Consider the following 14,763-nt stretch of genomic DNA (forward strand, 5'->3'; position numbering starts at 1 on the left):
TCCTCCGGGGCTTTTGTAGGTAGCGGACAGACCCTAGCGGCAGGATCAGCCACCCAGGGTGTGGCAATACCCACACGGTGAACCGTCTCCGTTGTGCAAACTCTCCTTGGCCCCGGACGGTCCCGTAGGACAGGATCAGGGCTCATGGACCTCCTGAAGACGCTGGTGGACAAGGGGCTTCGGTGTGAGCTGCCGACCCGCGAGGAAGCGCTCGCGGTGCTGGCCACCTCCGACGACGACGTGCTCGATGTGGTGGCCGCGGCCGGAAAGGTGCGCCGTCACTGGTTCGGGCGACGGGTGAAACTCAACTATCTGGTCAACCTCAAGTCGGGCCTGTGCCCGGAGGACTGCTCGTACTGTTCCCAGCGGCTCGGCTCGAAGGCCGGCATCCTGAAGTACACCTGGCTCAAGCCCGACGAGGCCTCCGACGCGGCCGCCGCCGGTCTCGCGGGCGGCGCCAAGCGGGTCTGTCTGGTGGCCAGCGGACGCGGTCCGACGGACCGGGACGTGGAGCGGGTCTCCGAGACCATCAAGACGATCAAGGAGCAGAACGAGCACGTCGAGGTGTGCGCCTGTCTCGGCCTGCTCTCCGACGGCCAGGCCGAGCGGCTGCGCGAGGCGGGCGCCGACGCCTACAACCACAACCTCAACACCTCGGAGTCCACGTACGGGGACATCACCACCACCCACACGTACGCCGATCGGGTGGACACGGTGAACAAGGCGCACGCGGCCGGCCTGTCCGCCTGCTCGGGCCTGATCGCGGGCATGGGCGAGAGCGACGAGGACCTGGTCGACGTGGTCTTCTCGCTGCGCGAGCTGGACCCGGACTCGGTGCCGGTGAACTTCCTCATTCCGTTCGAGGGCACCCCGCTGGCCAAGGAGTGGAACCTCACCCCGCAGCGCTGCCTGCGGATCCTCGCGATGGTCCGGTTCGTCTGCCCGGACGCGGAGGTCCGCATCGCGGGCGGCCGTGAGGTCCATCTGCGCACGATGCAGCCGCTCGCACTGCACCTCGCCAACTCGATCTTCCTCGGCGACTACCTGACCAGTGAGGGCCAGGCGGGCAAGGCCGACCTGGAGATGGTCGCCGACGCCGGGTTCGAGGTGGAGGGCGCCGGCGAGGTGACGCTGCCGGAGCACCGGGTCCGGGCCGCGGGCGGCCGCGGGTCCGTCTGCGGTACGCACGAGGGCTGTGGCTCGCACGAGGGTTGCGGTGCGCACGAGGGCGCGCAGGTGTGCGGCACGGCGGACACGTGCGGCACGTCGGCCGCGCAGGCCGCTCCGGCCGCCTCGCCCGCGCAGGAGGCGCGCACCGACCTCGTCGCCGTCCGCCGCCGTGGCGCCGGAACGGACCTCGCGCCCAATGCCTGACCTGCCCGGCCCGAGCGTGCCCGAACTGCTGGAACTGGACCGTCGGCACGTGTGGCACCCCTACGGCCCGATGCCCGGACGCGCCCGACCGCTCGTCGTGGAGTCGGCGAGCGGGGTCCGGCTGAAACTGGCCGACGGCTCGGGCGAGTTGGTGGACGGCATGTCCTCGTGGTGGTCGGCGATCCACGGCTACAACCACCCGGTCCTCAACGAGGCGGCGCACGAGCAGCTCGGGCGGATGAGCCATGTGATGTTCGGCGGGCTCACGCACGAGCCCGCCGTACGGCTCGCGAAGCGTCTTGTCGACATGTCACCCGAAGGCCTGGAGCACGTCTTCCTCGCCGACTCCGGTTCGGTGTCGGTCGAGGTCGCGGTGAAGATGTGCCTGCAGTACTGGCGCTCGCTCGGCCGCAGCGAGAAGCGGCGCCTGCTCACCTGGCGGGGCGGCTACCACGGCGACACCTGGAATCCGATGTCGGTGTGCGACCCGGACGGCGGGATGCACGGGCTGTGGTCCGGCGTGCTGCCGCAACAGGTGTTCGCCGACGCGCCGCCCCCGGAGTACGAGGAGTCGTACGCGGAGCATCTGCGTGAGCTGATCGGGCGCCACGCGCACGAGCTGGCTGCCGTGATCGTGGAGCCGGTCGTGCAGGGCGCGGGCGGGATGCGCTTCCACTCCCCCGCGTATCTGCGGGTGCTGCGCGAGGCGTGCGACGCGCACGACGTGCTGCTGGTGTTCGACGAGATCGCCACCGGCTTCGGCCGCACCGGCGCGCTGTTCGCGGCGGAGCACGCGGGCGTCAGCCCGGATGTGATGTGTGTGGGCAAGGCACTGACCGGCGGCTATCTGACGCTGGCGGCCACGCTGTGCACCGCGCGGATCGCCGACGGCATCTCCCGGGGCGAGGTGCCGGTGCTCGCGCACGGGCCCACGTTCATGGGCAACCCGCTGGCGGCCGCCGTGGCAGGCGCCTCCCTGGACCTGCTCCTCGGGCAGGACTGGCGGGCGGAGGTCAAGCGGATCGAGGCGGGCCTGGGGGAAGGGCTGGCGCCGGCCCGTGAGCTGCCCGGTGTGCGGGACGTCCGCGTCCTCGGGGCGATCGGCGTCGTCCAGCTCGACCACGAGGTGGACATGGCCGCGGCCACCGCGGCGGCCGTACGGGAGGGTGTCTGGCTGCGCCCGTTCCGCGATCTGGTCTACACGATGCCGCCGTACATCACCTCGGACGAGGACGTGGCACGGATCGCGCGCGCGGTGTGCGCCGCGGCGCGGGAGGGATGACATGCCGGTACTGATGATCACGGGGACGGGCACGGAGGTCGGCAAGACCGTCACCACGGCCGCCGTCGCCGCCGCCGCGCTCGCGGCGGGGCGCTCGGTGGCCGTGCTGAAGGCCGCCCAGACGGGGGTCGGACCGCACGAGCGCGGGGACGCCGACGAGGTCGTACGGCTCGCGGGTGCGGTCACGACCGCCGAACTCGCCCGCTATCCGGAGCCGTTGGCGCCCGGTACGGCGGCCCGGCGGGCCGGCATGGCCCCGGTCCGTCCGCACGAGGTGGCCGACCGGGCGGCGAAGCTGGCCGCCGAGCACGATCTGGTGCTGGTCGAGGGGGCGGGCGGGCTGCTCGTACGCTTCGACGCGGCCGGCGGCACCCTCGCCGACGCGGCGCAGCTGCTGGGCGCGCCGGTGCTGGTCGTGGCCTCGGCCGGGCTCGGCACGCTGAACATCGCGGAGCTGACGGCACGTGAACTGCGGCGCCGGGAGCTGGAGTTGGCCGGTGTGGTGATCGGCAGCTGGCCCGACGCCCCGGACCTCGCCTCCCGCTGCAACGTCACCGACTTCCCCGAGGTCACGGGAGCCCCCCTCCTCGGCGCGATCCCCTCCGGGGCGGCCGTCCTGCCGCCCCCCGCCTTCCGTACGGCATCCCCCGCCTGGCTGGCCCCCGCCCTGCACGGAACCTGGGACGCGGAGACCTTCCGGCTCCGGGAGACTCCGGCGTAGAAGGGGCTCGGGGAGCAGGCTCGTTCTGAAGCCAGGACCGGATCCGAAGCCGCGGGCTCCGGCTGCCCGGATCGTCCGCCTTTCGGCCGACCGAGTCGGGTGGAGGGTGGGGGCGCCTCGTGCGGGGGAGACTGTTTCCAGGTCGTACGTACCGGGAGGTTCGCCATGCGGCTGCTGTCCTCCGGTTCCCGGAAGGTGGCGCGGGACCCCGTCCACCACCCCCTCTTCGCCCGGTGCTACGCGCGGTACAGCCGGCAGGCCGAGACCCGGCTGGGTGTGGCCGGGCTGCGTGACCGGCTGCTCGCCGGGCTGTCGGGGCGGGTGATCGAGATCGGCGCGGGCAACGGACTGAACTTCTCGCACTATCCGGGGACCGTCGCGGAGGTCGTGGCGATCGAACCGGAGCCGCTGCTGCGGCAGTTGGCGCTGGAGTCGGCGCGGCGCGCCCAGGTGCCGGTCGACGTCGTGCCGGGCGCGGCGGAGGCGCTGCCGGTCAAGAGCGAGGCGTTCGACGCGGCGGTGCTGTCCCTGGTGCTGTGCAGTGTGCGGGACGTGCCTCGGGCGCTGGGCGAGGTGCGGCGCGTGCTCAGGCCCGGCGGCCAGCTGCGGTTCTTCGAGCACGGCCGAGGCGGCGGCCGCTTGATGACACTGACCCAGCACACGCTGGACCGGACGCTCTGGCCGGCGCTGGCCGGCGGCTGTCATCTGGCCCGGCAGCCGGTGGCCGCGCTGCGCGCGGCCGGGTTCACGCTCGGCCCCCAGCGGCCGGTGCTGCTGCCGGAGAGGGGGCCCAGGCTTCCGACCTCGTACTGCGTGCTCGGGGTCGCCTGGCGGCCGGACGAGCCGGCCGCACGCTGATCACAGGCTCCAGCGGCGCAACTCGCGCGCGATGTCGTCCACGTCGGTCTCGCCCTGCTTCACCAGCCGGGCGAGGTCGCGCACCTGCTCGGCTGTGGTGATCACCTTCACGCCGCTGGCGACCAGGTAGGCGTAGGCGACCGCCGAGGCGAACAGCGCGTTGGACCGCTCCAGCGCCGGCAGGTGGATCAGCAGTTGGAGCAGGGCGGCGGCACGGGCGTACGGGTCGTCGTAGACGGGCACGCCGAAGATCTCGGCGCGGTGCCGGGCGACGGCGGCGACCAGGGCACCCCAGTCGGTGACCTGGGGATCTCCGGGTGTCTTCTGTTCGGCGAGCATCAGGAGCCAGGCGAGGTCGATGCTGAGCTCGTTCAAGGGATCAGCGGCCGTCCCCGGTGCGGGTGCCGCGGGGCTCGGTGAACTCCTCGGCGAACACGGACTCGTACTGCTTCATGAAGTCGGCGGCGGCGTCGACGAACGTCCGGCCGGCCTCCCCGGTGTCCTGTCTGACCAGCTCTTCTATATAGCGGTTGACGCTGATGCCGCGAGCCAGGGCGCGTTCACGGGCCGCGCGGGCGGTGCCTTCGTCCACGCGTACGTTCAGCTGGGTCTTCGCCATGCTTCGACGCTAGCGCCGGTCTGCTAGCAAGGCAAGGGCGCGGAATGGCTGCGCCGGGCCGGGGTGTCCCCTACGCTCGCCCGGGACGGGCGGTTCAGGCGACCGGGAGGCGGTCTTGTCCACCACTGCTGCGCAACACGCTCCGTACGGCGCCGTCGCGGCCCGCGCCCGCGGGCTCACCAAGGCCTACGGCTCCGGTGAGACGGCCGTCATGGCCCTGGACTCGGTGGACGTGGACGTCGCGCGCGGCCGTTTCACCGCCGTGATGGGGCCCTCGGGGTCCGGGAAGTCCACGCTGATGCACTGTCTGGCCGGGCTCGACACGGTGTCGGCCGGCCAGGTGTGGCTGGGCGACACCGAGATCACCGGGCTGAGGGAACGGGAACTGACCCGGCTCAGACGCGACCGGGTCGGGTTCATGTTCCAGTCGTTCAACCTCATCCCGACGCTGACGGCTGCCGAGAACATCACGCTGCCCATGGACATCGCGGGCCGCAGGCCCGACGAGCGGTGGCTGGAGCAGGTCATCGACACGCTCGGGCTGCGCGACCGGCTCAAGCACCGGCCCGCCCAGCTCTCCGGCGGTCAGCAGCAGCGGGTCGCGTGCGCGCGGGCACTGGCCTCCCGGCCGGAGCTGATCTTCGCCGACGAGCCGACCGGCAACCTCGACTCGCGGGCCGGGCTCGAGGTGCTGGCCATCCTGCGCGGCGCCGTGGACGATCTCGGGCAGACGGTCGTCATGGTCACCCACGACCCCGGCGCCGCCGCCCATTCCGACCTCGTGGTCTTCCTGGCCGACGGGCGGATCGTGGACGCGATGGAGCGGCCGACGGCCGAGAACGTGCTGGAGCGCATGCACCTCTTCACCCGGAGTGCCCGCCAGACCCCCGGACGCGACGTGGCGCGGGGCCGGCTCGGCGTCGACGACACCGCCGTGGAGGACTGACACCGTGCTGAAGGCGACCCTGAGGAGCTTCCTCGCGCACAGGGGGCGGCTCGCGCTGTCCGCACTGGCCGTGATCCTTTCCGTGGCCTTCGTCGCGGGCAGCCTGATCTTCTCCGACACGGTCACGCACACCTTCGACCGGCTGTTCGCCTCCACGGCCGCGGATGTGACGGTCCAGCCGAAGCAGCAGGATCTGAGGGCGGCCCGGGTGAGCGGTTCGGTGCAGACCGTGCCCGCCGCGCTGCGCGACCGGGTGGCGAAGGTCGACGGCGTCGCGGCGGCCCGCGCCGAGGTGTCGGTGCAGAACGCCGTCGTGGTCGACCGCCGCGACAAGTCCGTCGGCCCGACCACCGGTGCCCCGACCATCACCTTGGCCTGGCACGTCACCGACCGCAGCCCGGTGAAGCTCACCTCGGGGCATGCGCCGCGCGGTGCGGGCGAGGCGCTGCTCGACGCCGACACGGCCGGCAAGAAGCACGTACGCGTCGGCGACCCGCTGACCGTGCAGGCGCAGCCGGGCACCTTCCGGGTGCGGGTCGTCGGCATCGCCACGTTCACCACCACCAACCCCGGCGCGGCCCTGCTCTTCCTGGACCCGGCGGTCGCGGGCCGTGAGCTGCTCGGGTCGGCCGCGAAGGCGACCAGCGTCACGGCGGACGCGGTGAAGGGGGTCTCCGACGCGGAGCTGAAGCGCCGGATCGGCGCGGCGATCGGCACCGGTGCCTACGACCTGAAGACCGCGAACGAGCAGGCCACGTCGGCGGCGGCCAGCCTCGGCGCCTTCCTGGACGTGATCAAGTACGTGATGCTGGGCTTCGCCGGTGTCGCGCTCCTCGTCGGCGTGTTCCTCATCGTCAACACCTTCTCCATGCTGATCGCCCAGCGCACCCGGGAACTGGGCCTGCTGCGGGCGCTCGGCGCGGACCGGCGGCAGGTGCGGCGCTCGGTGCTCACGGAGGCGCTGCTGCTCGGGCTGGTCGGTTCGACGCTCGGCCTCGCGGCCGGGATCGGGCTGGCGCTGGCGCTGATCCGGCTGATGACCGCGTTCGGGATGAACCTGAAGGCCACGGAGATGGTCATCGGCTGGCGCACACCGGTCGCGGCCTACGTCGTCGGTCTCGGCGTCACCTTCGTGGCCGCCTATCTTCCCGCACGGCGTGCGGCGGCCGTGTCGCCGATGGCGGCGCTCGCGAGCGACGGGGTGGCCGAAGTCACCGGCGGGAGCAGGCCGTTGAAGGTGCGTGCGGTCGTCGGCGGGGTGGTCGGGGCGGTCGGCGCCGCCGCGCTGGCCGGATGCGCGGCGGCCACGAGGACCGCGCAGGCGGCCTCGCTGCTCGGGCTCGGCGTGGCCCTGACGCTGATCGCGACGGTCGTCGCCGGCCCGCTGCTGGTGCGGCCGGTGATCCGGGTGCTGGGCGCGGCCCTCCCCACGGTGTTCGGTCCGGTCGGCCGGATGAGCCAGCGCAACGCCCTGCGCAATCCGCGTCGTACCGGCGCCACGGCCGCCGCGCTGATGGTGGGCCTGGCCCTGGTGGGCGGGATGTCGGTGGCGAGCGCCTCGATGTCCGCGTCGTTCGACCAGCAGATCGACAAGAACCTCGGCGCCGACTTCATCGTCCAGAACACCAACTTCGTCCCGTTCACCGCGAAGGTGCGCGACGCGGTGCTGGCCACGCACGGTGTGGGGCGCGTCGTACCGCAGCGGCTCACCCAGATCGCCGTACGGCTGCCGAACGGGAGCCAGGTCCGCACGACGGCCACCGGGTACGGCCGGGGGCTCGACGACGTCGTGCACATCAGCTACGCGCAGGGCGGTTCGGGCGCCGCGCTGGCGGACGGCCGCCTGGCCATGGACGCCGGCTTCGCCAGGAACCACGGCGTGCGCGTCGGCAGCGTCCTGCCGGTCGAGTTCCCGGGCAGGCGGCGCACCGAACTGACCGTCGCGGCACTCACCGATCAGGACACCACACAGGGGTTCGGCGCGCAGGGTGGTCTCTTCCTCGGGCTCGCGACCCTGGCGAAGTACGTGCCGGACGCCCAGGACTCGGTGCTCTACGTCAACGCGTCCCCCGGCACCAGGACGCAGGACCTGCGCCCTCGCCTGGAGCGGGCGCTCGGGCCGTTCCCCCAGGTCCAGGTGCGCAACCAGGGCGACTACAAGCAGCTGGTCCACGACCAGATCGCCGTCCTGCTGTATCTGGTGTACGCGCTGCTCGGGCTGGCGATCGTCATCGCCGTGCTCGGCGTGGTCAACACCCTCGCGCTGTCGGTGGTGGAACGCACCCGCGAGATCGGGCTGCTGCGCGCGATCGGGCTGGGGCGGCGGCAGTTGCGCCGGATGATCCGGCTGGAGTCGGTGGTGATCGCGGTGTTCGGCGCGGTCCTCGGGCTGGCGCTGGGGCTGGTGTGGGGCGTGTGCATGCAGCAGGTGCTGGCCCTGCGCGGGCTGACGGCGCTGGCGATCCCCTGGACCACGATGGTCGCCGTCGTGCTCGGCTCGGTGGTGGTCGGTGTCGTCGCGGCCCTGCTGCCGGCGCTGCGGGCCTCGCGGATGAACGTGCTGGCGGCGATCGCCCACGAGTGACGCGGCCCGTGCGACGCGTGCCCGGCTCCATGATGGAATCGAAGGTCCGGGATCAAGTCCTCATCCGTGGAGGAGTATTCATGACGCGTCCGTTCCGCTTCGGGGTCAATCTGCTCGACGCCGCGCCCGCCGCCGAGTGGCGCGCGAAGTGCCGGCGCGCCGAGGAACTGGGCTACGACGTGATCCTCGTCCCGGACCACCTCGGGATGGTCGCGCCGTTCCCGGCACTCGTCGCGGCGGCCGAGGCCACCGAGCGACCGCGGCTCGGCACGTTCGTGCTCAACGCGGGTTTCTGGAACCCGACGCTGCTCGCACGCGAGGTCGCGACCACGGACGCGCTCACCGGCGGACGCCTCGAACTCGGGCTGGGCACCGGATACGTGCCGGCCGAGCACGAGACGGCAGGGCTGCCGTACGGCTCGCCGCGCGAGCGGGTGGACCATCTGAGCCGCACGGTGCGCGAACTGGACCGGCTGCTGGGGTCGCAGGAGCACGAGCCCCGGCCGCTCCAGCCCCGGGTGCCGCTGCTGATCGGTGCCAACGGCGACCGGATGCTCCGGCTGGCCGCCGAGCACGCGGACATCGCGGCCTTCCCCGGAGCCCGGCCGGGGTCGGCCCCGGGGGCTCTGGAGCCGCTCACCGCGAACGAGCTGGACGAGCGGGTGGCGCGCTACCGAGGTCTGGCGGCGGGCCGGGCCGAAGCGGCCGAGCTGAATCTGCTGATCCAGCTGGTGACGATCACCGACGACCCGGAGCCCGTGCTGAAGCCGCTGCTGGAACGGCAGCCGCAGCTGACGACGGAGACGGCGCTGGAGCTGCCCATCGTGCTGGTCGGCCGGCTGGAGGACGTGGTCGCGCGGGTGCGGGCGCTGCGCGAGCGGTTCGGCTTCTCGTATCTGACCGTCGTGGAACCGTCCATGGAGGCGTTCGCGCCGGTGATGGAGCGGCTGCGCGAGGAGTCCGCATGACGGAATTCCCGGCACGGGGCACGCGCCGCGTGCTGCGGTGATCACATGACTGATCCGCACATACGCCCCGCTGCCCGCACCGACCTCGACGCGGTGCTTGCCTTCTGGAGGACGGCCGCCGAGGGCACCAGCATCAGCGACGACCCGGACGGCGTCGACCGGCTGATCGCCCGCGATCCCGGGGCGCTGATCCTCGCCGTGGGGAGGGACGGCGAGCTGGTCGGCACGGTGATCGCGGGCTTCGACGGGTGGCGCTGCCATCTGTACCGGCTCGCGGTGCACCCGCAGCGGCGTCGGCAGGGCATCGGATCGGCCCTGCTGGCCGCCGCCGAGGAGCGCTTCGTACGGCTCGGGGGGCGGCGCGCGGACGCGATGGTACTGGTCCGCAACGAGAGGGCGCACCACACCTGGAGCGCGGCCGGGTACGGCCCGGAGGAGCACTGGCGGCGCTGGGTGAAGCCGCTCACGGAGCGAGGCGGCGAGTTCCCTTTGCTCGTCCTTTACTCTTGAGGGAGTACTCGGCCCCCGATGAAAGGTTGTGAGCGTCCGCCCATGGGCGAGCCTCCCAGTCCGCGCCACCGCGCGTCCCGCCCCGCCCCGTCCGATCATGGGACGGGGGTGACCCGATGACCGAAGTGCTCCTCCTCCTGGTGGCGATCCTGCTGTCGCTCGCCTGCGGCGCCTTCGTGGCGGCGGAGTTCTCGCTGACCACGGTGGAGCGCGGTGAGCTGGAGCGAGCCGTCGAGCGCGGTGAGCGCGGTGCCCCGGGTGCCCTGAAGGCCGTACGGAACCTGACCTTCCAGCTCTCCGGCGCCCAGCTCGGCATCACCGTGACCAACCTGGTGGTCGGCATGCTCGCCGAGCCGTCGATCGCCAAGCTGCTCGCCGGTCCGTTCCGGGCGATGGGCCTGTCGAGCGGCACGGCCGCCTCGGTCGCCCTGGTGCTCGGTACGGCCCTGTCGACGGTGTTCCTGATGGTCGTCGGCGAGCTGGTGCCGAAGAACTGGGCGATCTCCTCGCCGCTGGCCGTGGCCAAGCGGGTCGGCAACCCGCAGCGCTGGTTCAGCGGGGTCTTCCGGCCCTTCATCACGCATCTGAACAACACGGCCAACCGGGTCGTGCGCCGGTTGGGCATCGAACCCGCCGAGGAGCTGGCCTCCGCGCGCGGTCCGCAGGAGCTGGCCGCCCTCGCCCGGCACTCCGCCAAGCAGGGCGCGCTCGAGGCGGACACCGCCGAGCTGTTCGTGCGCACGCTGAACCTGGCCGACCTCACGGCGGAGAACGTCATGACCCCGCGCGTCCAGGTCGTCGCCCTCGACACCCAGGCGAGCTGCGAGGACGTGGCGAACGCGACGCGGGCCACCGGTCTGTCCCGGTTCCCGGTCTACCGGGGCAGCCTGGACTCGGTCGTCGGTGTCGCCCACATCAAGGACGTCCTGGCGGTGCCGGCCGAGCAGCGCCGCCACCGCCGCGTCTCCCAGGTGATGCGCGAGCCGCTGCTGGTGCCCGAGTCCCTCACCGTCGACCGGCTGCTGGACCGGCTCGGCGGCAGACGCACCATGGCCGTCGTCATCGACGAGTACGGCGGCACGGCCGGCGTGGCGACCCTGGAGGACATCGTCGAGGAGGTCGTCGGCGAGGTGCGCGACGAGCACGACCCGCACGAGACGCCCGACCTGGCTCCCGCCGGCACGGACGAGGACGGCCGGGCCCTGTACTCGGCCGACGGCGCCGCCCGCACCGACCAGCTCGCGCGCGTGGGTCTACGGGTGCCCGAGGGGCCGTACGAGACCTTGGCCGGGCTGGTCGCGACCCTGCTGGGCCGGATACCGCGCACCGGCGACACGGTCGAGGTCGCCGGCTGGCGGCTGGACGTGGTGGACGCCGCGGGGCGGCGGGCGGCGCGGGTGCTGCTGCACGCGCCGCTGGACGACGAACAGGCCCACGAGAGGACGGAGGGGGCGCGATGACCGCCGTACAGCTGCTGATCGGTCTGGCGACGCTGGTCGTCAACGCCTTCTTCGTCGGCGCCGAGTTCGCGCTGATCTCCGTGCGCCGCTCGCAGATCGAGCCGCTGGCCCAGGAGGGCGACCGGCGGGCGAAAGCCGTGCTGTGGGGCCTGGAGCACGTCTCCGCGCTGCTGGCCGCCGCCCAGCTCGGCATCACTCTGTGCACGCTGGTCCTGGGCGTGGTCGCCGAGCCCGCGATCGCGCATCTGCTGGAGCCCGTGTTCCACGCGATCGGCGTGCCGAAGAGCGCCGGGCACGCCGTGTCCTTCGTGATCGCGCTGGCCCTCGCCACCTATCTGCACATGCTGCTGGGCGAGATGGTCCCGAAGAACATCGCGCTCGCGGAACCGGTGCGCAGCGCGCTGGTGCTCGGCCCGCCGCTGGTCGCGCTGTCCCGGGCACTGCGCCCGGTGATCTTCACGATCAACGCCTTCGCGAACGGGCTGCTGAAGCTGCTCAGGGTGGAGGTGAAGGACGAGGTCGCGGCGACCTTCACGGACGCCGAGCTGGCCGAGATCGTCAAGGACGCCGGCGAGGCGGGGCTGATCGACGGCCGGGCGCAGGAGCGGCTGCACGACGCCCTGGAGCTGGGCAGCCGACCGGTGCGCGATGTCGTGGTGCCGCTGGAGCGGGTGGTGTACGCGCATGTGGGCGTCACCCCCGAGCAGCTGGAGCGGCTGTCGGCCGAGTCGGGCTTCTCTCGGTTCCCGGTGGTCGACGTGGGCCGTCGGATCGTGGGGTATCTGCACGTCAAGGACGCGCTGGACGCCTCGCCGCGGGACATGCCGTTCCGGCTCCGGGACATGCGGTCCATCGCGCGGGTACGGGAGGGGACCCCGCTGGACGACGTGCTCACCGCGATGCGGGGCAGCCGTACGCATCTCGCGGCGGTGCTCGGTGACGACGGCCGGCTGTCCGGCCTGGTGACCATGGAGGACGTGCTGCGGGAGCTGTTCGGACAGCCTGCGCCCGGGTGACGCCAGGTGTTCACGGGGCGACCGACCGGCGGGTATGGAGCCGGGATACCATCGCTGACGCCATGCAGACGAATCCCACACCTCCCCCGTACAGCAGCCTGGTCGCGGTCGGCGACTCCTTCACCGAGGGCATGTCGGACCTGCTGCCCGACGGCTCCTACCGGGGCTGGGCCGATCTGCTCGCCACGCGGATGGCCGCCCGCACCCCGGACTTCCGCTACGCCAACCTGGCCGTGCGCGGGAAGCTCATCGGCCAGATCGTCGACGAACAGGTGGCTGCGGCCGCGGCCATGGACGCCGACGTGATCACGCTGGTCGGCGGCCTCAACGACACCCTGCGGCCCAAGTGCGACATGGGCCGGGTGAAGGGGCTGCTGACCGAGGCCGTGGAGCGGCTGGCGCCGTCCTGCGGGCAGCTGGTGCTGATGCGCAGTCCTGGCCGCCAGGGTCCGGTGCTGGAGCGGTTCCGGCCGCGCATGGAGGAGCTGTTCGCCTGCGTCGACGAGCTGGCCGCCCGGCACGGCGCCCTCGTCGTCGACCTGTACGGCGCCCCCTCCCTCGGCGATCCCCGGATGTGGGACGTGGACCGGCTGCATCTGACGGCGGAGGGGCACCGCCGGGTCGCCGAGGCGGTGTGGCAGCGGCTCGGGTACGAGCCGGAGGACGGCGACTGGCGGCTGCCGATGCCCGCCACCGCCCCGCCGGACTGGCTGACCCGGCGGGTCGCGGACGCCCGCTTCGCCCGGCAGTACCTTCTGCCCTGGATAGGCCGCCGACTGACCGGCCGCTCCTCGGGCGACGGCCGGACAGGCGCCCAATTCAGCGCCGAGCTGGGCAAGGCCTTCTGGGTCACCCCTGCGGACCACACAGACCCCGGCTCTGTGACGGACTGGCGACGGGTGGGGCCCTGACCTGGAGCCCCGACCGGCTCCTCCTGGATCAACCAGGTCGAGCGATGGCTCGGCCTGCTGACCGACAATCCGATCCGACGCGGAGCTCACGGACGCGCTCCCGTGCTCGGAGGGGCCGGTGAAGACGCTGGTCGGGTCGGCGTTGACGCCCGAGCACCGGCGCGGGCACGGCGCCCTGTACAGCGCTCTGGACCGGGGCCTCATCGAAATCGGCCGACTACGGCGCTCCCTGGCCGGGGTGTCTCTGCCGCGGGCAGCCGACGGCCGGCTGGTCCTCGCCGTGGACGTCTCCCACTGGCTACGGTCCGATGCCGCCACCAGCGACGAGTCCGGTCGATCGCACAAGGTGAATTTCGGACTCAGGACAGTTTCGCTTCGGGGGCGAAGGCGGGCAGCTTCTCGAGACTGCTGCGCACGGCCTCGGCGCCGTACTCGAACATCTGCCGCTCGTAGTCGCCGACCGCGCTGAGCAGATCCTGGCGGCCTTCGTTGGCCTCGATCAGGCAGCGGCGCAGCAGGTCGGCGTCGCGCAGCGCGGTGTTCGCGCCGTTGCCGCCGGTCGGGGAGGTGGCGTGGATCGCGTCGCCGAGCAGCGTGACCGGGCCGGACGCCCAGCGCTCACCGGGCTTGACCACCCGGATGGACAGCAGCGTGCTGTTGTCCGGGTCGGCCTGCTCGATGAGCGCGCGCAGCTCCGGGTGCCAACCTTCCATCCTGGACAGCACGGCGTCCTGCGCGGTCAGGTCCCCCGGTGAGCCGTTCGGCGGCAGGATCATGGCCCAGCGCACGTAGTCGCCGATGTCGGGCAGCGTGACGTCGGGGGCGAGTTGCTCGGCGGCCTGCTTCGGCGGGGTACGGAAGCGCATCGCGCCGAGCAGCAAACTGACGCCGCCGCCCGTGATCTTCGAGCCGTAGGCCTTGGACAGGCCGGCGAACTCGTCGGTCAGCGGGGTGCGGCCGATGACGAACCGGACGCCGGTGTCGGTCGGGATGGTCTGCGGCGACAACACCCCGCGGACCGCGGAGGTGACGCCGTCCGCGCCGACGAGCAGGTCGGCGGTGGCCGGGTCGCGGCGGGCGAACTGGGCTTGGACCTTGCCGTCGGCCAGCACGTCGTAGCCGGTCAGCGCGGCATCGGTATGCACGGTGAGGCCGGTCAGCAACAGGTGTCGCAGCACCTGCCGGTCGACCACGATGCCGGTCCGGCCCGCGCCGAGCTTGCCGATCTCTTTCAGCTGCGGGTCCAGGATCAGCTGCTCGGCGGATGCGTCCATGACGATCTCGTCCAGCAGCGGGTGCCAGCGCGTCGGCAGGCAGTCGCGCACCGCCTGGAAACCGCTCAGGTTCAGCACGAGCCGGTAGCCCTGGAACCGTGCGACGACCCCCGGGTCGCGCTCGAACACGTCGGCCTCGATCCCGGCACCACGCAGACCCTGCGCGAGAGCCAGACCTCCCAGGCCGGCTCCGACAACGGAAACTCGCATCACACACCTCCGAGACATCGGTACGAACTT

Annotated in this window: 14 protein-coding genes and 1 pseudogene; 12 read left to right on the forward strand and 3 right to left on the reverse strand. The window is 72.4% G+C overall.

From position 1 onward, the window contains the following. Window positions 1-144: 144 nt before the first annotated feature. The 4 genes from bioB to AQI95_RS15265 all read left to right on the forward strand — a co-directional run bounded on the left by bioB (window position 145) and on the right by AQI95_RS15265 (window position 4,235). Entirely contained in the window at window positions 145-1,374 is a 1,230-nt protein-coding gene (gene bioB / locus AQI95_RS15250) for a biotin synthase BioB (protein WP_067122857.1), read from the forward strand. Continuing rightward, on the forward strand, window positions 1,367-2,656 hold the full coding sequence (locus tag AQI95_RS15255; RefSeq protein ID WP_067122860.1) for an adenosylmethionine--8-amino-7-oxononanoate transaminase: 1,290 nt from the start codon (window positions 1,367-1,369) through the stop codon (window positions 2,654-2,656). The genes bioB and AQI95_RS15255 overlap by 8 nt, the downstream gene beginning before the upstream one ends. Window position 2,657: 1 nt before the next feature. Beyond that, window positions 2,658-3,377, forward strand: coding sequence for a dethiobiotin synthase (gene bioD / locus AQI95_RS15260; RefSeq protein WP_067122863.1), 720 nt, complete (start codon window positions 2,658-2,660; stop codon window positions 3,375-3,377). A gap of 165 nt (window positions 3,378-3,542) precedes the next feature. Beyond that, window positions 3,543-4,235 carry a class I SAM-dependent methyltransferase gene (locus AQI95_RS15265; RefSeq protein ID WP_067122866.1) on the forward strand — a complete coding sequence of 231 codons (693 nt, stop codon included), beginning with the start codon at window positions 3,543-3,545 and terminating at the stop codon, window positions 4,233-4,235. Here AQI95_RS15265 and AQI95_RS15270 read toward each other — a convergent pair whose 3' ends face one another. Beyond that, window positions 4,236-4,610: a fic family toxin-antitoxin system, toxin component gene (locus AQI95_RS15270; protein WP_067122869.1), complete on the reverse strand. Its 375-nt coding sequence runs from the start codon at window positions 4,608-4,610 to the stop codon at window positions 4,236-4,238. Between the two features lie 4 nt (window positions 4,611-4,614). After that, on the reverse strand, window positions 4,615-4,854 hold the full coding sequence (locus tag AQI95_RS15275; protein WP_067122872.1) for a toxin-antitoxin system, antitoxin component: 240 nt from the start codon (window positions 4,852-4,854) through the stop codon (window positions 4,615-4,617). 115 nt (window positions 4,855-4,969) lie between these two features. On the opposite strand from AQI95_RS15275, the gene AQI95_RS15280 reads away from it, so the two are divergent. The 8 genes and pseudogenes from AQI95_RS15280 to AQI95_RS44830 form a co-directional block, all read left to right on the forward strand. Then, window positions 4,970-5,800: an ABC transporter ATP-binding protein gene (locus AQI95_RS15280; RefSeq protein ID WP_067122874.1), complete on the forward strand. Its 831-nt coding sequence runs from the start codon at window positions 4,970-4,972 to the stop codon at window positions 5,798-5,800. 4 nt (window positions 5,801-5,804) lie between these two features. Further along, complete coding sequence (locus tag AQI95_RS15285) at window positions 5,805-8,384, forward strand: ABC transporter permease (RefSeq protein ID WP_067122877.1); 2,580 nt, start codon at window positions 5,805-5,807, stop codon at window positions 8,382-8,384. Between the two features lie 80 nt (window positions 8,385-8,464). Beyond that, entirely contained in the window at window positions 8,465-9,352 is an 888-nt protein-coding gene (locus AQI95_RS15290; RefSeq protein ID WP_067122880.1) for an LLM class F420-dependent oxidoreductase, read from the forward strand. A gap of 45 nt (window positions 9,353-9,397) precedes the next feature. Then, window positions 9,398-9,862 carry a GNAT family N-acetyltransferase gene (locus AQI95_RS15295; RefSeq protein ID WP_067122883.1) on the forward strand — a complete coding sequence of 155 codons (465 nt, stop codon included), beginning with the start codon at window positions 9,398-9,400 and terminating at the stop codon, window positions 9,860-9,862. 116 nt (window positions 9,863-9,978) lie between these two features. Next, complete coding sequence (locus AQI95_RS15300; RefSeq protein ID WP_067122885.1) at window positions 9,979-11,322, forward strand: hemolysin family protein; 1,344 nt, start codon at window positions 9,979-9,981, stop codon at window positions 11,320-11,322. Then, complete coding sequence (locus AQI95_RS15305) at window positions 11,319-12,338, forward strand: hemolysin family protein (RefSeq protein ID WP_067122888.1); 1,020 nt, start codon at window positions 11,319-11,321, stop codon at window positions 12,336-12,338. Before AQI95_RS15300 ends, AQI95_RS15305 begins: the two co-directional genes overlap by 4 nt. Window positions 12,339-12,400: 62 nt before the next feature. Further along, window positions 12,401-13,249 (forward strand): SGNH/GDSL hydrolase family protein, encoded by an 849-nt coding sequence (locus AQI95_RS15310; protein WP_067122891.1) that lies wholly within the window; start codon window positions 12,401-12,403, stop codon window positions 13,247-13,249. A 67-nt stretch (window positions 13,250-13,316) separates the two neighbouring features. Beyond that, window positions 13,317-13,577 (forward strand): annotated as a pseudogene (locus AQI95_RS44830) (transposase); the annotation flags it as partial. Between the two features lie 31 nt (window positions 13,578-13,608). On the opposite strand, the gene AQI95_RS15315 reads toward AQI95_RS44830, so the two are convergent. Then, entirely contained in the window at window positions 13,609-14,733 is a 1,125-nt protein-coding gene (locus AQI95_RS15315; RefSeq protein WP_067122894.1) for an FAD-dependent oxidoreductase, read from the reverse strand. Between the last annotated feature and the right edge of the window lie 30 nt (window positions 14,734-14,763).

This window comes from Streptomyces yokosukanensis (assembly GCF_001514035.1).
Classification (GTDB): Bacteria; Actinomycetota; Actinomycetes; order Streptomycetales; family Streptomycetaceae; genus Streptomyces; species Streptomyces yokosukanensis.